General features: G+C 58.1%; 20 protein-coding genes and 2 pseudogenes. 14 read left to right on the forward strand and 8 right to left on the reverse strand.

The genetic code is table 11. The features are described from left to right. The first annotated feature begins 434 nt into the window (after positions 1-434). From AU074_RS09780 to AU074_RS32765, 5 genes and pseudogenes are all read left to right on the forward strand, one after another. Positions 435-974 (forward strand): glycoside hydrolase family 75 protein, encoded by a 540-nt coding sequence (locus AU074_RS09780; protein ID WP_083676657.1) that lies wholly within the window; start codon positions 435-437, stop codon positions 972-974. Between the two features lie 68 nt (positions 975-1042). Next, positions 1043-1732 (forward strand): hypothetical protein, encoded by a 690-nt coding sequence (locus AU074_RS33165; RefSeq protein WP_159442627.1) that lies wholly within the window; start codon positions 1043-1045, stop codon positions 1730-1732. Positions 1733-2399: 667 nt separating this feature from the next. Further along, a complete protein-coding gene (mobH, locus tag AU074_RS09790) occupies positions 2400-4286 on the forward strand; it encodes a MobH family relaxase (protein WP_076014539.1) in 1887 nt (628 codons plus the stop codon). After that, entirely contained in the window at positions 4277-5200 is a 924-nt protein-coding gene (locus AU074_RS09795; RefSeq protein WP_076014540.1) for a site-specific integrase, read from the forward strand. The genes mobH and AU074_RS09795 overlap by 10 nt, the downstream gene beginning before the upstream one ends. Positions 5201-5569: 369 nt before the next feature. Next, positions 5570-5775: pseudogene (locus tag AU074_RS32765) on the forward strand (LysR substrate-binding domain-containing protein); the annotation flags it as partial. Between the two features lie 109 nt (positions 5776-5884). Here AU074_RS32765 and AU074_RS09810 read toward each other — a convergent pair. Genes AU074_RS09810 through AU074_RS09825 form a run of 4 tightly spaced genes read right to left on the reverse strand, consistent with a single transcriptional unit; the run spans position 5885 to position 8554 of the window. Beyond that, a complete protein-coding gene (locus tag AU074_RS09810) occupies positions 5885-7237 on the reverse strand; it encodes an MFS transporter (protein WP_076014542.1) in 1353 nt (450 codons plus the stop codon). Between the two features lie 59 nt (positions 7238-7296). After that, the gene (locus AU074_RS09815; RefSeq protein ID WP_076014543.1) at positions 7297-7911 is read right to left on the reverse strand and encodes a nitroreductase family protein; all 615 of its coding nucleotides are present in this window, start codon (positions 7909-7911) and stop codon (positions 7297-7299) included. 41 nt (positions 7912-7952) lie between these two features. Continuing rightward, positions 7953-8306, reverse strand: coding sequence for a putative quinol monooxygenase (locus AU074_RS09820; protein ID WP_076014544.1), 354 nt, complete (start codon positions 8304-8306; stop codon positions 7953-7955). A 50-nt stretch (positions 8307-8356) separates the two neighbouring features. Beyond that, entirely contained in the window at positions 8357-8554 is a 198-nt protein-coding gene (locus AU074_RS09825; protein ID WP_058822715.1) for a 4-oxalocrotonate tautomerase family protein, read from the reverse strand. Positions 8555-8705: 151 nt separating this feature from the next. Here AU074_RS09825 and AU074_RS09830 point away from each other — a divergent pair, with 151 nt between their 5' ends. Next, positions 8706-9608 carry a LysR family transcriptional regulator gene (locus AU074_RS09830; RefSeq protein WP_076014545.1) on the forward strand — a complete coding sequence of 301 codons (903 nt, stop codon included), beginning with the start codon at positions 8706-8708 and terminating at the stop codon, positions 9606-9608. A 4-nt stretch (positions 9609-9612) separates the two neighbouring features. Here AU074_RS09830 and AU074_RS09835 read toward each other — a convergent pair whose 3' ends face one another. Then, positions 9613-10512, reverse strand: coding sequence for a LysR family transcriptional regulator (locus AU074_RS09835; RefSeq protein ID WP_076014546.1), 900 nt, complete (start codon positions 10510-10512; stop codon positions 9613-9615). A gap of 140 nt (positions 10513-10652) precedes the next feature. Between AU074_RS09835 and salA the strand changes: the two genes are divergently transcribed. After that, positions 10653-11927 carry a salicylate 1-monooxygenase gene (salA, locus tag AU074_RS09840; protein ID WP_076014547.1) on the forward strand — a complete coding sequence of 425 codons (1275 nt, stop codon included), beginning with the start codon at positions 10653-10655 and terminating at the stop codon, positions 11925-11927. Positions 11928-11946: 19 nt separating this feature from the next. Here salA and AU074_RS09845 read toward each other — a convergent pair whose 3' ends face one another. After that, positions 11947-13197, reverse strand: coding sequence for a benzoate/H(+) symporter BenE family transporter (locus AU074_RS09845; RefSeq protein ID WP_076014548.1), 1251 nt, complete (start codon positions 13195-13197; stop codon positions 11947-11949). A 152-nt stretch (positions 13198-13349) separates the two neighbouring features. Between AU074_RS09845 and AU074_RS09850 the strand changes: the two genes are divergently transcribed. From AU074_RS09850 to AU074_RS09855, 3 genes and pseudogenes are all read left to right on the forward strand, one after another. Beyond that, positions 13350-14846, forward strand: coding sequence for a PLP-dependent aminotransferase family protein (locus tag AU074_RS09850; protein ID WP_076014549.1), 1497 nt, complete (start codon positions 13350-13352; stop codon positions 14844-14846). A gap of 78 nt (positions 14847-14924) precedes the next feature. Beyond that, positions 14925-15008: pseudogene (locus AU074_RS34460) on the forward strand (hypothetical protein); the annotation flags it as partial. Positions 15009-15194: 186 nt separating this feature from the next. Further along, a complete protein-coding gene (locus AU074_RS09855) occupies positions 15195-17240 on the forward strand; it encodes a prolyl oligopeptidase family protein (RefSeq protein ID WP_143503567.1) in 2046 nt (681 codons plus the stop codon). On the opposite strand, the gene AU074_RS09860 is transcribed toward AU074_RS09855, so the two are convergent. After that, the gene (locus AU074_RS09860) at positions 17237-18106 is read right to left on the reverse strand and encodes a LysR substrate-binding domain-containing protein (protein WP_076014551.1); all 870 of its coding nucleotides are present in this window, start codon (positions 18104-18106) and stop codon (positions 17237-17239) included. The two genes, AU074_RS09855 and AU074_RS09860, sit on opposite strands and share 4 nt — an antisense overlap. 134 nt (positions 18107-18240) lie before the next feature. On the opposite strand from AU074_RS09860, the gene AU074_RS09865 reads away from it, so the two are divergent. The 4 genes from AU074_RS09865 to AU074_RS09880 are packed head-to-tail and all read left to right on the forward strand — an operon-like array spanning position 18241 to position 22420. After that, complete coding sequence (locus AU074_RS09865; protein ID WP_076014552.1) at positions 18241-19293, forward strand: agmatine/peptidylarginine deiminase; 1053 nt, start codon at positions 18241-18243, stop codon at positions 19291-19293. Between the two features lie 4 nt (positions 19294-19297). After that, positions 19298-20191, forward strand: coding sequence for an N-carbamoylputrescine amidase (aguB, locus tag AU074_RS09870; RefSeq protein WP_076014553.1), 894 nt, complete (start codon positions 19298-19300; stop codon positions 20189-20191). A gap of 1 nt (position 20192) precedes the next feature. Beyond that, positions 20193-21281 (forward strand): extracellular solute-binding protein, encoded by a 1089-nt coding sequence (locus tag AU074_RS09875; protein WP_076014554.1) that lies wholly within the window; start codon positions 20193-20195, stop codon positions 21279-21281. 20 nt (positions 21282-21301) lie between these two features. Then, positions 21302-22420 carry an agmatine/peptidylarginine deiminase gene (locus AU074_RS09880; RefSeq protein ID WP_076014555.1) on the forward strand — a complete coding sequence of 373 codons (1119 nt, stop codon included), beginning with the start codon at positions 21302-21304 and terminating at the stop codon, positions 22418-22420. Here the strand turns inward: AU074_RS09880 and mug are convergent. Next, entirely contained in the window at positions 22417-22932 is a 516-nt protein-coding gene (mug, locus tag AU074_RS09885; protein ID WP_076014556.1) for a G/U mismatch-specific DNA glycosylase, read from the reverse strand. The two genes, AU074_RS09880 and mug, sit on opposite strands and share 4 nt — an antisense overlap. Between the last annotated feature and the right edge of the window lie 560 nt (positions 22933-23492).

Genomic DNA, 23492 nt, shown 5'->3' on the forward strand with positions numbered 1-23492 from the left:
GCTATCAGCATCTGTGAGTGCTCATTGAGAGCGAGGTATGCGTGGCGCCAGTACGAGTGTCTAGTACGGCTCTGAGGCGGTAGCTGATAGATGATTTCTTAAGTGGCAATCTCAAATAATATCGGCTGACTGTATTGGCTTAGGGCAGGGATAAAAAATTAGGAGTGGCCGTTGTGACGCTACTCAAGAGCTTTTCGGTCGACCTTTATTAGTCCGTGTCAACCGTCCAAATTGGACCCAGAGACCCTGCAGAAGTGGTCGGCTAATGGGATTTTTTCACTAGTGCAGCATCAAGCGATGGTCCTTGATTTACCTAACTTTTTTTTGCGCATACTTACCGCGTTAGAAAAAGTTCAGTCTTTGTTTGACATCCTAAATCCCGCATCTACTCTCGACATGTCAATCCGACTAAAAGACGCGTATCGGGGAACGACATGCCAGTCATTACTCACCCATGGAAGTCTTCTAAAGACCCAAACGATCCTCTACCAGTGGTCACCGTCCTGGGGCCAAAGCATGTTCAGATCCTCTCAAATGCGAGCACGGATACTGATGGAGCTCCGAATGCACCCGACATTGATCCCACGGGCCAAGTGGAGACATCTTTACGATTGAGCAATGGTTGGCTTGGAGAGGGAGAGTATGTTAACTCTTTAGTCATTCCCTATTTTGTTCTCCCAGGAAATTGGAAAGAGGTCACTGGTATCCCATGTTACTTGGGAGATATAGCAAGGCTTACATATAAAACTTATACTGTTTACGCCATCTACGCTGATGTAGGAGGAGTAAAACGTATAGGAGAAGCGTCCGTGTGCGCAAACCAAGCGTTAGGTTGCGATCCTTGGATAAATGGGAAGGTGCGGGTAGGGATACCCTATGGGGTTTATTACGACATCATTCCCGGCTCTGCAAACCTTGCAGATACGCGCACCTTTGATGAGATTCAGGCTTACGGCAGCTCACTGTTCATATAGGTCGCAGTGAGGGTTGCTCTTCTATTAGATTTCGAGGAGTTTCTATGGTGAATATCAGTAGGCCTTGCTTGATCATTGCCACCAGTTTTATTGCAGGCTGTGTGAGCCCATATCCACAGCCAGTAGCAAGAGTATCGGAAGCTGATGCAGTTCTAGAAAATAGTTCCCCGCGCACCCTCAGGCCTGACTGGCAGAAGAAAAATGGTTCTGGACTTGCGACGCCAAAAAATGTTGCTGATTTACGTCTGAACGCTGGTATATACCGAGACTTCTATTTGACTCAGTACCGCAATCTAACCAACACAATGAATGCTGGAGATGGCGGGAAAGTGATTGGTGGCTTGCTGGGGGTTGCTGGAGCATTATCCGGGTCCAAGGCCATGGTCTACCAGGGAGGAGGTCTAGCGGGCGTTTCAGCCTTTTACACCGATCATTATCAGATCAAAGTCCAATCTGAGAACTATCTTAAAGCCAGTGATGCGATGCGATGCATTGAGCGGGTAGTTTCGGAAATTCCCGATGGACTGGAGTTTACGGCCGCCGGTCTCAGGGTAGCGATTATAGGGCTAGACGATGTAACTGCCAAACTGGAGCAAGCTCAAAAAAGTATTGTAATTGCTGAGCCTAATTTTGACCGACTCAAGAAGGCATTAACTAAGAATGTTCCTGAGTTTAATGGTCGTAATATGGCAAATGACCCTCGGGACATTGATGATTCTTATTTGCCATTGATTGAGCAGTGTGTCAGTAAGTTTTAAATGGGCGGGCGAGCGGTGAACGGTTCGTAAAGGCTGAAATATTTTTGCCTAATAATCTGTCTTCTGATCTCCACGCGACATGTGGATTTAATTAACTATCAATATGGTTGGGTGGTTTTCTACCGGCTGGCCTTTATTTGACGCTTAAAAGTAACAGGGTGTGATGGGCTTGGACTATGCGGCGAAATCCCGTAATCGTACTTTGCCGCGGGCGAAATTATTCCCAACTGTTTAAATACTTCAGGTCAAAAATTGCGTAAATACTTTCTAGGGCGGTTTTAGCCGAAGCCGGAATTGAAAGCTCTATTCGCTGAATACGATGTGTGCAGTCAGTCCACATAGGTGGGCTGACGCCAAGATCCGTCGAGCGTACGGCAAGGTTTCCAGCAAAGACTCTCTCCTCGGGATGGCTGATGTCAACATCATGTCGATAGTTGAGGCGTTAAGAGGCTTATCTTCATCTGTGATATTAAACAAGAGTTAAACATGTTGCTTCGCAGACTAGTTTTCCAGTCGATTTGCCCGTCTCGAAAAGCCATAAAGAAAGGGCGAAACGGAAGGGTCTATTGGAAGGGAGGCTAAGGGAAACGGGCCTACCTGCAAATGGGCCGTCATGGAGCCGAAAAGAGAAAGGGCTCTCCAACGACTGAAGCAGGTGAATAGCTGAATGTTCTGGCAATCGAAGCTAAAAAAGGCCACCCAAACTGAATCTCAAACCATCACCGCAGGTCCTCATGAGTACCTTGCTCCCAAGACTGCATCCGAGCTTCTGTCGACGCCGCGACGAAGCAAGTTGCTTGAGCATATCTGGCAACGCACCTCGCTTTCCCGATCTCAGTTTGACGATCTCTATCTGGAGCCTGTGAGGCGCTACGCCGAGTTGGTCCAAGAACTACCTGCCTCAGAAAACCACCATCATGCTTATCCCGGCGGGATGCTCGACCATGGGCTGGAGATCGTTGCGTTCGCGCTCAAGATCCGTCAGTCCCATTTACTGCCTATAGGGGCCACTCCTGAAGCCCAAGCCGCACAGACCGAAATTTGGACTGCTGCCTTGGCCTATGCCGCGTTGCTTCATGACATCGGCAAGATAGCGGTTGATGTGGAAGTGCATCTTGCTGACGGAACCCGCTGGCACCCGTGGCATGGCCCTGTCTCTCGGGAGTACCGCTTCAAGTATCTGAAGGGGCGTCAGTACAAACTTCATGGCGCGGCCGCAGGGCTGCTCTACACGCAAATACTGACCAAGAGCATCCTGGATTGGTTGAGCGCCTATGCAGACCCTTGGAGCGCGCTCATCTATGTCCTCGCGGGCCAATACGAACACGCCGGCACATTGGGAGAGCTAGTCATACAGGCTGACCAGGCGTCGGTCGCCCAAGAGCTTGGTGGCAACCCTTCACGTGCCTTGGCGGCACCGAAGCACTCTGCGCAACGTCAGTTAGTTGAGGGGCTGCGCTACCTCGTAGCCGAACAATTGAAGTTGAACCAGCCCCGGGCTTCAGATGGGTGGCTGACCGATGATGCGTTGTGGCTTGTGAGCAAGACAGTTGCAGACAAGCTCAGAGCCCATTTGTTATCCCAGGGAGCTGAGTCGATTCCTTCATCAAACTCCACATTGTTCAACGTCCTCCAGGACAACGCGATTATTCAGGTGAACGCTGAAGGGAAGGCGATATGGACTGCCACAGTCCAGAGCGGCAAATGGCAAAAGACGCTCACCTTTCTCAATGTCGCACCCGCATTGATCTGGGAGAAAGGGGAGCGCCCACCCTCTTTTGCAGGGCTGATCACGGTAGGCCCTGTCGCAGAGCCTTCAGGGGAAGAGGCGCACGTTGAGCTTGAGCCGTTCCCACAGCGTCCGCTTGATATTCCCAAGGAAACGTCGCCCGTTCTTACGGAAAAACCTACAGAGACAAGCTACAAATTAGCACCGCTGGAGTACATGGAGGCGACGCAGTATCCGGATGATCTCTGGGAGGGACATCGGACGTGTATGACTGAGGAGAACGAAAGCGTTCCGTCGCATCAATCTTCCCCCACGGATGCTGTATCCACTGAAGCTTTTGACGATACGTCACAACCTCGATCTTTACCGGGTGCTGTACCCATAACGGTTGACGGGGTAAGTGGAAAGGAGCTGGGAGAAGCCTTTGTGAGATGGCTTCGTCGAGGTGTATTAACCCATAAAGTCATCATCAACGATGCCAAAGCCAAAGTTCACAGCGTGGCCGGTACTGCATTTTTGGTGACACCCGGAATCTTTCAGCGGTATGCGCAAGAGCATCCTGAGTTGGCAAGGGTGGCAAAAGAGCAGGGCACCACCGATTGGCGATGGGTGCAGAGGTGCTTTGAGAAGCTGAGCATTCATATGAAGTGCGCAAGCGGATTGAACATATGGGCCTGCGAGGTAAGAGGGCCCCGTAAAACCAGAGACATCAGAGGCTATCTGCTCAACGATCCCCTTCAAATATTTACTGAGAAACCCTATGACAACCCCTATCTGGCGTTGAAAGGGTCACCTACTTTCAAGGATGAAGCACCATGCATGTGATCTCAGAATTACCGGAGATCTATTTCTTTGAGATGCGCCTGCGAGCTACGACGGAGCAGGGATACCGTGTCGCCACCAACGCACTGATTCGATTTGCAGGAGACTGTCTCATTGATGAAATCGACAGGAAGACGGTCTTGAGCTGGCGTAAATCAGTCCTTGGAAGCGATATCAAAGAGGTGAGCTGGAACACTTACGCTCGTCACCTGAGGGCGCTCTTTGGCTATGCTATAAAAAACAATCTGACAAGCCTCCTTGAGAACCCTTTTGAGGGGTGTGGTGTGCGCTGTCCGAATCGTCCTCCAAAAACCGTTAAGCAACGTTTGATACGAGATTCGAGAATCATCCTTGTGGGTATGGCCCGCTCTGAAATGAAGACCCTAATAATGGCGTCGCTCCATCCTGCGTGGTTTTGGCGGACCGTGTTCGAGACGTTCTTCTACACAGGCATTCGGGCGAATGAGCTTTTGAACCTTCGTCCAATCGATGTGGATCTGGAAAATATGACGATCTGCATCCATCCGGAGGTCTCAAAAAACTTTGATGAGCACTATGTCCCGATCCACAGTAGGCTCGCCAAGTACTTGAAGATTCTGCTCCTCAATGCCAAAGCGCGCGGGATCAGTTCCACCGAGCAGCTGTTCAACGTGAACAAATTCTCTCAGCGGCATATGCGCAGAACGATGGATATGAATCAGCTCTCGCGTTTCTACACGGCGCTCAGTCGCAAGCTCGGGGTGCACGTGAGCCCGCACCGTTTCAGGCATACGATTGCCACCGATTTGATGAGGCAGCCCAAGTGCAATTTGCACATCGTCAAGGATCTCTTGGGACATCGGAGCATCAGTACCACTCTGAAATACGTCCACGTGGACGTCGACCAAGTGCGGTATGCGCTGGAGGAGATGCGGTAACTGGCCGCAGCTATCCACTTTTCCTACAGATCAAGAAATTTTGCTGCTTTGACATCGCACTGATACGCGACTATTTTTGACGCGTGGCAGTTTTTATTCTTGTTGAGCTATAGATTCGATGTCCGTCTCCACCACGTTTTTCGTGGCACCGTTTTGATTTATCAGTAGCAAATGACTGTTAATCATTGGGTCCCTGGTTCGAGTCCAGGTCGTGGAGCCAGATAGTGAAAAAGCCTGCAGAGATGCAGGCTTTTTTTTGCCTGGGATTTGACCTGGCAAAACCTGGTGAGGGGTGATCTTGATCTGCACTCCGCCTGCAGGGGGCCACGCTCTTCACTTTGCTCAAGCGCGGCCTGTAGCGTCGATCAGGCTTTGCCGGAACCCAGCGGTGTGTTGAGGGTGAATGCGCCCGTCAGCTTTGGCGTGCAGCACCTGGCGCCGCTGTGGGGCGAGTTCATGAAGGCCTACCCCAATGTCGAGCTGGATATCAGCTTGAACGACCGGTTGGTGGACCTGTGGAGGAGTGCTTCGATGCGGCGGTGCGCATTGCGCGGATGGAAAATTCGTCTCTGGTAACGTGGTCTATCCCACGCGTAAACACCTGGCGAGCAAGGTTCGGGTGCTGATCAATTTTCTGGCTGAGCGATTCAGTCATCCCCTGTGGGAGCAGTAGACACCTTCCGATCAGGGACGGCGCGACACGAACAAGTTCACGCCAATACATACGAGCAGAGCCAGCGCAGAGAGCAACATTGCGTTCGACATTCCCCGAGAGAATGCGGCCGCGTCAGCACCGGCGATCATCGCTCCCGAGACGGCGACGCCTATCACGCCGCCCAGTTGTCTGGCGGAGGCCATCAACCCCGACGCGATACCCGCATCATGCTGGGTGACCGACGAGAGCATGGCGTTGGTAATCGACGGCACCGACATGGCGCTGCCAATACCGACCAGCATGAGCGCGCCATTGAGCAGCCACAAAGAGGCGTGTGACGTGGTTTGCGACAGCGTGACGAACCCGATGATTTGCACCGTGAAACCCGTGGTGATGATGCGGGTGGCGCTGAACCGTTTGGCGAAGCGCGATGAAAGCAGGGTTGAAAGCGTCAGCACCGCCGTCAGCGGAATAAACGACAAACCGGTTTTGAACGCGTCGTAATGCAGGAACGTCTGGAAGTAAATGCTGAAGACGAACACCGTGCCGTAAAAGGTCAGGTTGATCGCCGCGCCGGCCAGCGCCATGCTGCCCAGCACTTTGTTCGTGGCCAGGCGTGCCGGCAGCATGGGGTGCGCGACCCGCCTCTCAACCCAGATAAAGGCCACCGCGCAGATCAGCGCCAACAGCATTGCGCCGAGTGTTGCGCCGACCCAGCCTTGTGCGCTGGATTCGGTTAAACCGTAGGTCAGCGCTGCCAGGCAAATGGCGATGCTGATTTGCCCGGGAATATCGATGTGCTTGTCCACCCGAGGGGAGGCGGGCGCGTATTTCAGAATCAGCAGGATCGCCAGCAGGCCGATCGGAATGTTGAGCAGAAACACACTTCGCCAGCCAAAGTATTCGATCATCAGCCCGCCGATCACCGGGCCGGCTGCTAATGCGATGCCCCCGCAGGCGCCCCACAGTGCGACCGCGGAGCGGCGTTTGTCCGGATCGTCAAACGACACGCGAATCAGCGTCAGTGAGGTGGGGATCAGCAAGGCGGCACCGATGCCCTGGATGATGCGCATCGTGATCAGCATGGGCATGCTGTTAGCCAGGCCACAGCCGACGGAGGCGAGGGTGAAGATGGCGAAACCCATCGCGAAGACGGATTTTGCCCCCCATTTATCGCCCCATGCACCGCCCAGGATCAGCAGGGCAGAAAACGGCAGCGCATAGCTGTTGATGACCCACTGCAGGCCCGTGAGGTCACTATTGAATGCCTCTTTGAGCGCACCGAGGCCGACGTTCACAACACTGACGTCCAGTTGCACAACAAGAAAACCGAGGCACGCCGCGGTCAGGATGGCTCGTAACGAGGAAGAGGGGTGGGTCATAGCGGCTGTGATTCACCTCGATCGCCAGTGATAGCCTGGCTATCACTGGCGCAATTCACTTAAACGAACTGCAGAACGTCGTTGACGGCTTTGCGTGGTTTTTGTGGCCAGTTGGTCGCGCCTGGGTAGCCAACGGTGACCATCATGACGGGGATCTCCGCGTCCGACAGGCCGAACTCCTTAGCCACAGCAGGTTGGTCGAATCCAATCATCGGGGTTGAAATCAGCCCTTGGCCTTTGGCGGCCAGCATCAGCGTCATCGCGGCCAGGGAGCCGGAGCGGATGGCTTCGTCGCGCTGTAACTGCGGGTTCTCCCCGTACATGCCCTGGGCCGCACCGACCCACATGTCGTAGATCGACTGGTCGATGATGCCGGCATCCACCGACGGCTTCAGCGCAGCCGGCAACGTTTCGTGTGGGTTGAGGGTGCCGCAGACAATAAACGTCACGGCCGCGTCCACCACCTTCTGTTGGCCAAATGCCAATGGCAGCAGTCGCGCCTTGGCTGCGCTGCTGCGAACCGCCACGAACCGCCAGTTTTGCAGGTTAAAGGCGGAAGGGGCGTGTGTAGCCAGGTTGACCAGCTCGGCGATCTGATCGTCGGTCAATTGACGTTCAGTGTCGTAGCTGTTGGCGGAAATTCGGGACTTGATAACTTCGGCAATACCGGACATGGCGATCTCTGTACGTTAAGGGGCAAGTGTCTTCGTTCACATCAACGGCTGAAGCCGTCGAACGGGGTCATGTACACCGCGCCGAACGGGTCCAGGCGCTTGCGGATTTCAGCATCCGGCGTGCCGTACACCACCAGGCTGGTGATGGTGCACAGTTCCAGGAACCGCTGGCCGAACGGTGCAAACGTGGTGTCGACGTGGCTGACCACGGCATCCGCGTTGTAGCGCTCAAGGATATGAACGGTGCTGGTCTCTTCGTTGGCGCTGTATTCGTAAACCAGCGTGCCTGGCTCTGCACGGGTGGCCGTGACGATTGAGGCGATCAGCGTCTTGAACTCGGCGAATTCCGCGGGTTTTACCGCGAGGGTAAACAGGCAGGAGATGTAGGGGCACATGATGAGTTTCCGTCAGAGGCGCCAGGCGGCGCCTGTTGAGTAGGAGGAGGTCAAGACTTGTCTGGGGCATCCCCGAACAGCTTGCCGGCGCCAGCCCAATCGGACGCTGCGACGTCTTCGAAAATGACGTAGATGTAATTGGCGTCAGTGCCGGTGTGCTTGACGATGCTTTCGGTGATATCGGCGGCAACGGCGGCTTTTTGCGCGTGTTCTTTACCTTCGAACCAGCTCACTCGTACGACGGGCATAAGGCATTCCTCTTGGGACATTGATCGGGGCGCAGTGCGTGGTGTGCACTGTTGTTTGACTGGAATCCATCGTACTGGCGAACAAGCTGGCGATAAACGGCCTCCAGCTATAATCTGGGTAGACTAAAACTCTACAATCAGCGAGCCCGACATGGTCCCCATTGATTCCTTCCAGGGCGTTATCACCTTTGTGGTTGCCGCTCGCTCGTCCAGCTTCACCCAGGCTGCCGAGCGGTTGGGGCTGTCGAAATCTGCTGTGGGCAAAGCCATCGCCCGATTGGAGGAGCGCCTGGGGGTGCAACTGTTTCATCGCACCACCCGACGGATTTCATTGACCGCCGATGGCGAAGCCTATTTCGCGGCGTGCTCTACGGCGCTCGAAGAAATCGGCGCCGCCGAAAGTGGCCTGGGCCCCGGTGGTGGTGAGCCTTCAGGGCGATTGCGCGTCGATATTCCGGTGGCTTTCGGGCGTCGCGTCGTTGCGCTCTTGCTCTTCGAGATCGCCAACAAGTACCCGGCGTTGCAATTGAGCCTGACATTTTCCGATCACCTGGTGGACCCCTTCGAGGAGGGGATCGACTTGTTGGTGCGTTTCGGCGAATTGCAGGACACCAGCGGTCTGGTCGCGCGGCGGTTGATGCGCCAGCGCTGGGCCATTTGTGCCGCACCTGGCTACCTGACACGTTTTGGCGTGCCACATACCCTCGAAGACCTTAATCACCACCGCTGCATTGTCGGGCATCGACGCGGCCAGCCGTTGGCGTGGCGAGTCATGCAGGCAGGGCAGACGGTGCGCTACGCGCCACCCTCTACCCATCAGATTGGTGATGGCGAAGTCATGATTCTTGCGGCGGTTGCGGGCGCCGGCTTATGCCAGATGCCGCGTAGCCTGTTCCAGGACGATATCGAAGCGGGCCGGTTGGTAGAGGTGCTGCACACCTATGAACCGGAAGCGGTGGATGTGCATGCCGTTTGGCCGAAGGTGTCGCACCTGCGGCCGAAGGTGAGGTATGTGGTGGATGAACTGGTCAAGCTGTGCGCGCATTGGCAGTGATGGGCTAATCGCTGAACAGCTCAAACATCAGTTGTCGGAACCATTTATTGGCCGGGTCGCGATTGTATTTGCCGTGCCAGAACAGGTTGATCGCAATCTCGGGCAAGGGCAGGGGCAAGGGTAGGCTCGTCAGGCCAAAAGGGCCGGCGCAACTGTTGGCGAAACGCTCGGGGACGGTGGCGATCAGGTCAGTGTTCTGCAGGATATGACCCACCGCAACAAAGTGCGGCACCTCTAACCGAATCTCACGTTGCAGGCCTGCGCGCTGCATGTGTGTGTCGATTTCGCCGTGGCCGGTGCTGGCGGCCACAATCCTCACATGTCCGAACTCACAGAATCGTTCCCGGGTCATCGGCAGTTCAGTCAGCGGGTGGTTTTTTCGGCACAGGCACACATAGCGGTGATGAAACAGGCGGCGCTGGTAGAAGCCTGCCTGCAGGTCCGGCAGGAGCCCGACCGCCAGATCCACCTCACCATTGGCCATGCTTTCGGAGAGCTCGGCATTGCTGCGCAGGGTACTCACCGAAACGCCCGGAGCTTGCTTCAGCAGCGCCTCGATCAAGCGCGGCACAAAGTAAATTTCGCCGATGTCAGTCATCGCCACCACGAACCTTTTCTGGCTGGTGGCCGGGTCGAATTCATCGTGGCGGTTGATCGCGCCGTGCAACAGGCCGATTGCCTGGGAGACGGGTTCCGCCAGTTGCGCGGCATAGGGCGTGGGCTGCATGCCCTTGGGTGTCCGTACAAACAGTTCATCGTTGAACGTGGTCCGCAGCCGCTTCAGCGCGTTACTGACAGCGGGTTGAGTAAGCCCGAGGCTCTCGGCTGCTGCTGACACGCTTCGGTCCAGCAGTATCTGGTTGAAGATCACCAAAAGGTTCAGGTCCAGCTCGCGCAGATTCATCTCGGCTTGTCGCTCTGTGGAATTCAGAAGGGTTATGCGTATTCAGGATGGTGATAGTTTGTATGGCTGTGAGGGCATTTATCAATGCTTTGTGAATAGTCATGATCGGACAATTCCAAAAACAAACATAAGGTTTACCCATGACTGGCCCTCAATCTGTCTTGCAGGTGGGCATTGTCGGCGGCGGCATCGCTGGCGTGGCCCTGGCACTCGATCTGTGCCGTCACAAGCATCTGGAAGTGACATTATTCGAAGCAGCTCCCGCCTTTGGTGAGGTGGGTGCCGGCGTGTCGTTTGGTGCGAACGCTGTTCGCGCCATCGAAGGACTGGGCATTGGCAAACCCTACGAACGGATCGCTGACCGAACCCCGCAACCGTGGCAAGACATCTGGTTTGAATGGCGTCGCGGCGCAGACGCCGGCTATCTCGGTGCCAGCGTCGCCCACGGCGTGGGCCAGTCCTCCGTGCACCGTGCAGATTTCCTTGATGCCTTGGCCAAACAACTGCCGGACGGCATCGCGCGCTTCGATAAGCGTGCGGTCAGCGCACAAGAGACGGGCGACAGGGTCAGCGTCCAGTTCACCGACGGCACGGACTATGAGTGCGACCTGTTGATCGCCGCAGACGGTATCAAGTCCAATCTTCGCGACTATGTACTTCAAGGCCTGGGCCAGCCTTTGGTCGCACCGCGATTCAGCGGCACCTGCGCCTACCGCGGCATGATCGACAGCGAGCAACTGCGCACAGCCTATCGCGCTGCTGGTATCGATGAGCATTTGATTAACGTCCCGCAAATGTACCTGGGCCTGGACGCCCACATCCTCACATTTCCCGTCAAGCAAGGCCGGCTGATCAACGTGGTGGCGTTTGTTTCTGACCGCAGCGACCCGAACCCGGTATGGCCACCAGACACACCCTGGGCGAAAAGCACCAGCCAGGCCCAGATGCTGGAGGCGTTCGCCGAATGGGGCGATGCCGTACGCGTTCTGCTCGAATGCATTCCCGAGCCGACCCTGTGGGCCCTTCATGACCTCGACGAGCTTGCAGGTTATACCCATGGCCGGGTCGGACTGATCGGTGACGCTGCTCACGCCATGCTCCCACACCAAGGTGCCGGGGCAGGGCAAGGGCTGGAAGATGCCTGGCTGCTCGCCCGCCTGCTGGGAGACCCACGAGTGTTGGAGAGTAACGCCCAAGACGTACTCCAGGCGTATGACGCGATTCGGCGACCACGCGCCTGCCGCGTGCAGCGCACCTCTTGGGAGGCCGGCGAACTCTATGAGTTTCGGGACCTTCAGGTCGAGGATCGAGAAGCCCTCCTGTCCACCACACTGGCCAGTCGATTCGACTGGTTATGGAACCACGACATGCAGTCGGACCTTGCAGATGCACACACTCGGCTTGGGTGGGGCTGAAGCCGTTTGATCGCGTATATCAGTTGGCAGCGCCTTTACGGGGCACAGGCTCGGCAGCAGGATTGATGGAGACCCGCTCGCGACGCGGCAAACGGCCGTTGAGTACGGCGTACGCCACCAGACCCATCAGCAGCCCCCAGAATGCCCCACCGATGCCGAACAAAGTGATGTTGGCGGCAGCAGCCAAAAAGGTAATCAGCGAGGCTTCGCGGGATTTGGCGTCGGCCATGGCACTGGCCAGGCTGCCGCCGATGGTGCCCAGCAGGGCGAGCCCGGCCAGCGTCGTGATGAAGGCTGCCGGGAAGGCCATGAACACCGCCGCGAGGGTCACACCGAAGATCCCTACGAGGATGTAGAAGACGCCCGCAGCCAGGCCGGCGATCCAGCGTTTGGAGGGTTCTTCATGGGCCTCCTTGCCGGTGCAGATGGCTGCTGTAATCGCCGCGATGTTGAACGCGTGAGAACCAAAGGGCGCCATGAGCAAGGAACCCAACCCGGTGAGGGTCACGATCGGATTGGCACTGGTGCTGAACCCATCGTTGCGCAGTACCAGCATGCCAGGCATGTACTGACCGGTCAGGGTGATCAGAAACAGCGGCAGCGCGACACTGAGCAAAGCATTGAGCGAGAACTCAGGCTGAGTGAACACGGGTGCCGCGAGTTGCAGCCCCAGCCCCGACAAATCCAGGCGTCCCTGAATCAGCAGGAAGGCCAACCCCACTGCCAGAATGCCCACCACCGCGTAGCGCGCGGTAAAACGTTTGAGCAGGATGTAGGCACCAATCAGCAAGCCGACCAGCATCGGGTCAATGCTCATGCCGCCAAAAGCCCCGATGCCAAACTGCAGCAGGATGCCGGCCAGCAGCCCTGCGGCCACACCCGGCGGGATCAGTCGGATGACTTTTTCGAAGTAGCCGGACAAGCCCAGTAGCACGAAAGCAGCGGCCGAGATCATGTACGCGCCCACCGCCTCGGCATAGGGCGTGGTGCCCAGGGCGACGACCAGGAATGCCGCGGCGGGTGTCGACCACGCAGTGATGATCGGCTCGCGAGAAACCCAACTGAGGACCAGCCCGGTAACGCCCACGCCAATCGACACGGACCACACCCACGAAGCTGTCAACTCAGGGCTCAGCCCAGCGACCTTGGCTGCCTGGAAGACCAGAATGAACGTACCGCCATAGTTGACGATGACCGAGATCAGACCGGCGACAATCGGATGAAGGAGATCGCCGAGGCGAATAGATGACTTGGTTGTTGAAGAAGGCATGGCTTTACTTTGCTCCTTGCAAAGAGAGGTACTTGGCCTCGACTGGAAAGTGATTTATAACGCTGAACTGGCCTGTTTAGCCCCTACACTTTTGCGTATGCAACCAGACCACTTTTCTTTGCAGGCCAACTTATTTATCTAGGGCAGACCGCATGGCAAAAACCTTCGAGCTCGAAACACTGAAGATGCGGCTCACCGACCCCGAGTTTCAGTTGCTGGATCTGCACCAGCGGATTCAGCGAGCCCTGCGTGCACTGATCCTCGACGGAGCCCTTGACGCAGGCCTGAAACTGCCGGCAACCCGGGTTCTGGCCAAGACGCTCGGCGTTGCCCGCGACACGGTCGAGAACGCCTACGTGCAATTGCAGCGTGATGGCTTCATCGTGCGGCGCGAGGGTTCGGGCAGCTATGTATCCGAGACGGTTGGTACCGAATTGCGCGGGGCGGCGCGTCGGCGTATGAAGTTGCAAGACACCCCACGCAGCGAGGTGGCGCCAGGACCGGGTTTGAGCCGGCGCGGTCGGATGATTTTCGACAGTGGTGGAGTTAACGATCAACAGGTGATCAAGGCCTTTGCCACAGGTCTGCCGGAAACCCGCACCTTCCCCACCGATGTCTGGGAACGCCTGCAACGCCAGGTCATGAAGGACTACCGCGGCAATGTGCTGCTGCACGGAGACCCGCAAGGCGCCGAGCCTCTGCGCAAGGCCATAGCCACCTACTTGAACCTCGAACGCGGGGCCACATGCTCCCCCGATCAGATTCTGGTGTTGAGCAGCACTCGCCAGGCCCTGTTCCTGTGTGCCCAGTTGCTAGTGGACGCCGGCAAACCAATCCTGCTGGAAAACCCGGGCTACTACGGCGCCAGGAAGGCCTTTGAAACCGCCGAGACCAAGGTCGTGCCCATTGACGTCGATGACCAGGGCATCCGCACGGACCTGCTGTACGCCGACCGTAGCGGCGCCAATTGCGTCTATGTCACGCCGTCTCATCAATACCCCACCGGCGCGACCTTGCCGCTGGAGCGTCGTCTTGAGCTGATCAACTGGGCAGCGGAGAAGGGCAAGTGGGTCATCGAAGATGACTACGACAGCGAGTTTCACTACGACGGGCAGCCTACTGCCTGCGTTCAGGGCCTGGACAAGTACCAGCGTACCCTCTACATCGGCACCTTCAGCAAGACCCTCTACCCTGGGTTGCGAATGGGCTACATGGTACTGCCCCACGAGTTGATCAACGCCTTCACCTACGCGCGCAGCATCATCGACGGCCACACGCCACAAATCCTGCAACTGACCCTGGCGCGTTTTATGGAGGACGGCCACTACAACGCCCATGTCCGGGCCATGCGCAAGCTGTATGCCGGGCGCCGTTCCATCATGCTCGATGCGATCGGCAAGCACCTGGACGGCATCGTTACCGCTTTGCGTCCTCCCGGCGGGCTACAAATTCCCTGCCTGCTGCACGATGGTTGGTCGGAGGAAAAGACCCTCCGCCAAGCTGCCAGCGCGGGCGTGCAACTGCCCGGCCTCAGTCGGCTGTACGCCGGCGAGGAGAAGAAACACGGTTGGCTATTGGGGTATTCGTCCTTGACCGCCTATGAAATCGAAGCAGCGATGCTGCGCCTGGCCAATGCGCTAAGTAAGTAATAGGCCTGCAAAGCCCCAGCTTTCTTGGCCCCCATAGCGGGTAAACATTTCAAAAAGGGCACCTGGGGCAACCTGCCGCTGGTGGATGTGAGTAACGGCGAGCTGACCGATATGTGTGAAATGCGGTTGTACGTAAAAACCTTGCTGGTCTCCCAACCGCTGGCCATTGTTGCTTGCTGAGCGTTCCGCTAGGACTGGTCGGGGTGGTTGGAGTACGTTTGCGTCATGCAGGTCGGTTCAAGTCTTGATGGCGCTCCACCTTATGCCCCGGCTTTGCCCAACTGAAAAAGACGTTCAAGATTTTCCCCCTACGTGCTATCCATGGCTGTTTGTCGACAGGAGTCGAGCATGACCACGCTTCCCACCATCACCGCTGATCCTTTCCAATGGCTTGAAGACGTCGAAGGCGAGCAATCGATGCACTGGGTGCAAGCTCAGAACCTCAAGACCGAAGACCGACTCGCCCGCTCCGACAGCTTCCGGCAAATCAAAGCCGATGTGCTGGAGATGCTGGACTCGGACAGCAATATCCCCTACGTCGACAAGGTCGGCGGCCATTACTACAACTTCTGGATGGACGCCGCTCACCCGCGGGGCCTATGGCGTCGCACCACGCTGGCGGAATACCGCAAGCCTCAGCCTGCCTGGGAAACGCTGCTGGACCTGGATGCGCTGAACGCCGCCGAGGGCGAAAACTGGGTATGGCACGGTGCTGACTATTTGCGCCCGGACTACCAGCGCTGCCTGCTGGCGTTGTCCCGCGGCGGCGCGGATGCGAGTGTCACCCGGGAGTTTGATCTGGCCACCAAGACCTGGGTCGAAGACGGTTTCCAGTTGCCCGAGTCCAAGGGCGGCCTGGGCTGGATCGACCATGACAACGCCTATGTCTTCACCGATTTTGGTGAGGGCACGATGACCCGCTCCGGTTACCCGCGCATCGTCAAACAGTGGCAGCGCGGTACGCCGCTGAGTGCTGCCCGTGTTGTCTACGAAGGCGAGCTGGATGATATGTACATCGCGGCGATGCACGACGACACGCCCGGCCATGAGCGTGACTTCGTCAGCCGCACGCTGGCGTTCTACAACAACGAGCTGTACCTGCGGGGCAGCGACAACCAGTTAAGCAAAATCGATGCGCCGAACTCGGCGGAAAAGTCGGTATACAAAGACTGGCTGCTGCTGGAACTGCGGGAGGACTGGACGCTTGATGAGGTGTTTGTGGCCGGTTCGTTGCTGGCGATCCGGTTCGATCGTTTCATGGCAGGGCAGCGGGATTTCGACGTGCTGTTCACCCCTACGGACAGTACCTCGCTGGCGGGTTTTTTCTGGACGCTGAATCACCTGGTGCTGAACGTACTCGATCACGTCAAGAACCGTCTCAGTGTGCTGACTCCCGGCGCGAACGGATGGCAGCACAGCCCGTTCACGGGGGCGCCGGGCATGGGGACAGTGGGTGCCAGCGCAGTGGACAGCGACGACAGTGACGCCCTCTGGCTGGTGACCACCGACTATCTGACGCCGACCACCTTATCGCTGGCCGAGATCGGTCATCCGCCCGAGGTACTGAAAGCCCTGCCGGCATTTTTCGATTCCAGCCAGCATGTGATCGAGCAGCACTTCGCGGTCTCCAGGGATGGCACCCGTGTGCCGTATTTCCTGGTGCTCGGGAAAGACCTGCCGCGCAACGGCACCGCGCCGACCTTGCTCTATGGCTACGGCGGCTTTGAATACTCCCTGACCCCGTATTACTCCGGTAAGGCAGGCCGCGCCTGGCTCTCGAAGGGCGGGGTGTACGTGGTTGCCAACATTCGCGGTGGCGGTGAATACGGTCCTCGCTGGCACCAGGCGGCACTCAAGCAGAACCGTCCGCGCGCCTATGAAGATTTTGCCGCGGTGGCCCGCGACCTGATCGACCGTGGGATTACTTCGCCCCGACACCTGGGCGCGGAGGGTGGCAGCAACGGTGGCCTATTGGTCGGCAATATGCTGACCCAATACCCTGAACTGTTCGGTGCAATCGTCTCCCAGGTGCCCTTGCTCGACATGCAGCGTTACCACCTCTTGTTGGCCGGAGCGTCGTGGATGGGGGAGTACGGTAATCCGGACGAGCCTGAAGAGTGGGCGTACATCCAGACGTTTTCGCCGTACCACCTGTTCGATCCGGCGAAGGCCTACCCACCGGTGTTTTTCCTGACCTCTACCCGCGATGACCGCGTGCATCCAGCCCACGCCCGCAAGCTGGCGGCGAAGATGATCGACGCCGGCAAGGACGTGACGTACTACGAAAATATCGAGGGTGGGCACGGCGGGGCGGCGGACAATGCACAGGCTGCGCATATGAGTGCGCTGGTCTACAGCTTTTTGTGGGAGAAGTTGAGCGTCAGCCGCGACTAACCGGCGCAGGCAGTTGCCAGATTGGCGATCAACCATTCACTGAAGCACCGTGCCAGCGGGTTGTTTTCGCTGTCACGGTGGGTCAGCAAGGCCCAGTTGGGCCCACGAATGGTTGCCTCTACCAGCGGCTGCAATAGCCCGCTTTCCAGCGGCTGGCGACTCAATAACCGGCTGACCAGCGCAATCCCCAAGCCCGTACAGGCCGCATCCAGCAACAGCCCCGGGTCAGAGAAGTTCAGCCCCTGATCCTTCTGGCCCACATCAATCCCGGCCTCTACCGCCCAATGGCTCCAATCCATCTCCCGCTCGCCGTGGAGGGTGGTGCGTTGCTCCTTGGGCAGTGCCAACACGCGCGGATGGCACGCTGGGAAAAGGCGGTCGGCATGCAGCACCTTGAAGCTGCATTCGGCCTGGGAACTGATGTCGTCGCGCACGGCGAGGTCGATGGTCTGGCTGGCCATGTCCGGGACTTCGTCGGTGCTGAATATCCACAGGTCTACTTCAGGGTGCTGGCGGCGGAAATCTTCCAGGCGCGGCAACAGCCAGTGGCGGGCGAAGGTTGGCGTGGTGTTGAGCACCAGTTGATTGGGTTTGCGGTACTGCCCCAGGCGACGAACCCCCACGGCCAATTGCTGCAATAACGCCTGGGTGGTGCTGAGGAAATCGTGCCCGGCATCGGTCAGGCTGACGCTGCGCCCACTGCGGAAAAACAGCGGCTGTTCCAGGTACGCCTCAAGGCTGCGAATTTGCTGGCTGATTGCCGATTGGGTGAGGTGCAGTTCCTCGGCGGCCTTGTGGAAACTGCCCAACCGGGCGGCGGCTTCGAAGCCGCGAAGGGTGCCCAGGGGCGGCCAATGGTTAAGCATGCTGATAAGTTCCTCTAATCAGTTTTCCACAAAATCCATCGTTTGTTTGCCCGTTTTTACAGCCGTAGCATGCATGCCAAGACCTCGCAGACAGTTTTCATTGAACACAATGACTTAACTCAAAGGTATTTGTCATGCAGCAGAATGAAATTCAGGACAGTGGCTGGTGGATGCCGGCGGAGTGGGCCAGGCATGCGGCGACGTGGATGGTCTGGCCGCATAACCAGGCGCTTTGGGAGTCTGGCTGGGGCGTTACGTTGCCACTGGTGCAGGAAGACTTTGCCCGTGTTGCCAATACCATCGCGCGTTTTGAACCGGTGAAAATGATCGTTGACCCTTCGGCCGTCGCCGGCGCCCGGGCATTGTGCGGGCCGAACATTGACCTGATCGAGCTGGCAGTGAACGACAGCTGGTGTCGCGACTCCGGCCCGAGCTTTGTGTGCCACCCGCAACGGGGCCTCGCCGGTGTGAGCTGGCGCTTCAATGCGTGGGGCGGCAAGTCGGCCCATGACCTGGACGAAAGCCTGGCCCGCCGCGTGCTCAATCACATGGGCATGGAATGCTTCGGCACGCCGTTGAGCAACGAAGGCGGCGCGATTCATGTGGACGGCGAGGGCACGTTGATTACCACCGAATCGGTGTTGCTCAATCCCAACCGTAACCCTGGGATGACCAAGGCCGAGATCGAGGCGATCTTCACGCGCTTGCTGGGCGTGAAAAAAACCATCTGGCTGCCAGGGGATCCCGACCATGTGACTGGCGACATGACCGACGGCCATGTCGATGGCGTGTGCGCCTTCGCCCGCCCGGGCGTGTTGCTGGTGGATGCCACCCACGACAAACACTCGGTGTACGCCGAGGTGGTTCGGGAAAATCGCCGTGCCCTGGAGTTGGCCACCGACGCCCGCGGCCGCCGCTTCGAGCTGATCGAGCTGTATGAAGCCACCGACGCCGTAGACACCGAGGCCGAAGTGTTTTGTGCCTCTTACACCAACTTTTACATCGCCAATAACGCGATCATCATGCCGGCCTATGGCATTGACGCCGACCAAGTGGCCGCCGATGTATTGGCCCGGGCGTTTCCGGGGCGCGTGGTGGTGCCGGTACGGATCAATCACCTGGCCCACGGCGGCGGCGGGGTGCATTGCATCACCCAGCAGCAACCCGCCTGGCCGGTGAAGGGGTGATGTCATGTCCGTACTGACGATTGGTGTCACGCAAATGCCCTGCACCTGGGACCTGCCGAACAACCTGGATCTGGCCGAACAATTGGTGCGTGATGCGGCCAGCAAAGGCGCCCAAGTGATCCTGCTGCAGGAGCTGTTTGCCACGCCGTATTTTTGCATCGAGCAGCATCACAAACACCTGGCGCTGGCGCAGGAATACCGGCACAGCGCGGTGCTCAAACGCTTCGCCGCCCTGGCCCGGGAACTGGGCGTGGTGCTGCCCCTCAGTTGGTTCGAAAAGGCCGGCAATGCCTGTTTCAACTCACTGAGCGTGGCCGATGCGGATGGGCAGTTACTCGGGGTGTACCGCAAGACCCATATCCCCAACGCCATCGGTTATCAGGAGAAGGAATACTTCAGCCCCGGCGATACCGGATTTCGGGTCTGGGACACGGCATTCGGGCGCATCGGCCTGGGCATCTGCTGGGATCAGTGGTTCCCCGAGACCGCGCGCTGCCTGGCGCTGATGGGCGCCGAAGTGTTGCTGTTTCCCACGGCCATCGGTTCTGAGCCGGGCTGCGCGGCCCTGGATTCCCGGGACCATTGGCAGATGACCATGCGTGGGCATGCGGCTGCCAACCTCGTGCCGGTAGTCGCCTCTAACCGTGTCGGCCGCGAGGTGGCGACTACCGACCCGACTTTGCAGATGGACTTCTACGGCTCGTCCTTCATCTGCAATCACAAGGGCAAGTTGCTCGCCGAAGCGGACCGCGACAGCACCGGTGTGCTGGTGCACCGCCTGGACCTGGCGGCGATGCGCGAGGACCGCCTGACCTGGGGCATCTACCGCGACCGTCGCCCGGAAATGTATGGCGGGTTGTTGAGTCTGGATGGTCACCACACCTACCGAGGGCTTTGAGATGAAGATCGCTTGCACGCTGTTGCTCTGCTGCCTGGCGCTGGCGCCGTCGCTGCACGCCGAAGAAAAGACCTTGAAGCTCTACAACTGGGCCGATTACTTCGCCGAGGACACGTTGTCGCGGTTTACCGCCGAAACCGGGATCCAGGTGATCTACGATGTGATGGACGGCAGCGAAACCCTGGAGGCCAAGCTGATGGCCGGCGGCAGCGGATATGACCTGATCTTCCCTGGCGACACCGTGGGCGAACGGCTCATGCGTGCTGGAAGCCTGCAACCGCTGGATCAGTCCAGGCTCACCGCCCTGAAGGATATCGAGCCCGGTTTGCAGAAGCTGCGTACGCACTACACCTACTCGAACACCGCCACCGTTCCTTACACCTGGGGCACCATCGGCCTGACCTACAACACCGAGCAAATCAAGCAGCGCCTGCCGGACGCGCCGGTCAACAGCCTCGACCTGTTGTTCAAGCCGGAGCTGGCCGCCAGGTTCGCCGACTGCGGGATTTCCCTGATCGACTCACCGGACGAAGTGCTGGCGGTAGCACTCAACTATTTGGGGCGTGACCCACGCAGTGCCAAGCCGGCAGACCTTGCTGCCGCCAGCGAGCTATTGCTCAAGCTGCGGCCCTACATTCGCAAATTCCAGTCGCAACCGGTGACCGACCTGGTGAACGGCAACCTGTGCCTGTCCCTCGGCTACAGCGGCGACATGACCCAGGCGCAACGGGCGGCGGATGCTGCCGGCAAAAAGGTTACGTTCGACTATCACATCCCCCGCGAAGGCACGACGGTGTGGATGGACACCATGGCGATCCCCGTCGATGCCCGGCATCCGGAGTACGCCTACGCGTTCATCAATTTCGTGATGCGCCCGGAGAACATGGCGGCGATCAGTAACTTCACCGGCTATCCCACCGCGAACGCCAAGGCGCGTCCTGATGTAGATCCGGCAATGCGCAACAACCCGCAGATCTATCCGGATGAAGCCACGTTCGAACGGTTGATCCCGGGTAAAGATATTCCCCAGGCGGACATGCGTGCGCGCATGCGGGTCTGGACCAAGTTTAAGACCGCTACCGTCAAATGATTCAACTTCCAGAGGCACTTATGGCAACACGTCGCGAATTCATCAAACAGGTATCGGTGTTAGCCGCCCTGGGCGCAGCCGCGTCCGTAGGGTTGGGCTCACGCTGGGCACAGGCCGCCAAAAAGGGGAGCTGGATCATGCCGGACGAAGGTGAAAAACATCAGCAAGCGTTCATCGCCTTTGGCGCGCAGGAGGCCATTCACGAAGACTTCACGCCGGATGTGCAAGAAGCCCTGGGCCGGATCGCCCGCGCCATCGCCCGTCACGAGCCGGTGACCGTGTTCTGCCGCGAGGATGAGCGGGCGCTGGCCGAAGAAAAATGCGGCACCCACAACACCACATTCGTGGTCACCGAGCTGGACGACATCTGGATGCGCGACACCGGCGCCAATTTTGTCGTCGATGGCCAGGGCGGGCTGGGCGCCGTGGATTTCAACTTCAACGGCTGGGGTAATAAACAACAGCACGCCGAGGATGCGCAGTTGGCCGCCCTAGTGGCTGAAGTCACCGAGGCCCAGCCGATTCGCAGCGAACTGGTGGGCGAGGGCGGCGCCATCGAGGTGGATGGCCACGGCACCGGGATCATGACCGAAAGCAGCTGGATCAATACCAACCGCAATCCGGGCTGGAGTAAGGCGGATGTCGAGGCCGAGCTGAAGACGCGCCTGGGCCTGCGCAAAATCATCTGGCTACCGGGCATCAAGGGCAAAGACATCACCGATGCCCACGTCGATTTTTATGCACGCTTCGTCAAACCAGGCGTGGTGATTGCCAACCTCGACACCGACCCCGGATCCTATGATCACAAGGTCACGCTGGCGCACCTCGACATCCTCAAGCAGGCCACCGATGCGGACGGACGGCCGCTGCAGGTGCACACCGTGTCGCCGCCGCTTAATCCACGCAAAAGCCGGTTCAGCCGGAACAATCCGGATTTCGCACCGGGTTATATCAACTACTTCGTCATCAATGGGGCGGTGATTGGACCCGAGTTCGGCGACAAGGTGGCCGACGCAAAAGCCCTAGCGCTACTGTCCAGGCTCTACCCGGAGCGCGAGGTGGTGCAGCTCAATATCGATGCAATCGCGGCGGGTGGTGGTGGGATTCATTGTGTGACCAGTCACCAGCCGATGGTTTAGGCGGGGGCGTCCAATGCCAGCTTCAGATGACGGTACGCCTCGACCAACTGGGCCTGGGTAAAGCCCAGGTTCCTGCCGCTGGGATTGGGCAGAACCCACACAGCCGCATGCCCCAGGGTGTGCGGTTGAAGCCCCCAGGCAATCTGCTTCTGCCCGCTCAACGCGCTATAGGCTGCCTTTCCCAGAAACGCCACATACCGTGGCGCATAACGGGTGATCTTGAGTTCAAAACTCGCCGCCGCTGCCTTGAATTCATCCACTGACAACTGATCCGCCCGGGCCGTAGGCCGCTCCACCACCGTGGTCAGCCCGCACTGGTACTGCAGAATCGTGCGGTCGTTTTCCGGCTGCACTTCATGGGGCGTAAACCCGGCCAGGTGTAGCGTGCGCCAGAACCGGTTGCTCCTGCCCATGAAGTGATGGCCGGTGGCGGCGGCCTTCAGGCCCGGGTTTATTCCGCAGAAAATCACGGCCAGGTCTTTGGTCAGAATGTCTTCGAGTGTTTCGTTCATGCTGAGTCTCAGGCAAGGGTCTTTCACGACGTTTGGAATAACACAGGGGGCGGTCTGGCGTATGGCGTTAGTCGGGATGGATACCCTGTGAACCTGTTCAGGCTATCTTTTACAGCGGCTAAATCGGCTTTCCTGCCGATTCACCCGCTCCACCGTGCCTACTTGCGGCCATCGTGGTTAACGGGGCCCTCAGATAAAAATCAAAAGCAGATCAAGAGCAGAGCTGCTTTATGTGGGAGCGGGCTTGCTCGCGAAAAACCTGAGAACGCCGCGTTCATCCAGAATGCCAACGTCATCGTTAACGACCTTCGCGAGCAAGCCCGCTCCCACATTTGGACTGTGCCCGCTTTAGCTTTTGATTCTGCTGTTGCTGTTGCTTCACCACACTCAAGCCGGCCTGTAGGCCGCTGTGCTGTTGATCTGCTTTTGATCTTGATCTTAGGCGGCCCGCTTCGTGCTGCCGGAGCTGAGGGCACACCGAGCATTAGCGAGGTGCCGAGTGGTGGGGCAAGAGCGTTTTACTTACTTTTGCGCTCTTCAAAAGTGAGCCGCTGTAAGAG

The sequence above is a fragment of the Pseudomonas sp. ATCC PTA-122608 genome (assembly GCF_001952855.1).
Taxonomy (GTDB): domain Bacteria; phylum Pseudomonadota; class Gammaproteobacteria; order Pseudomonadales; family Pseudomonadaceae; genus Aquipseudomonas.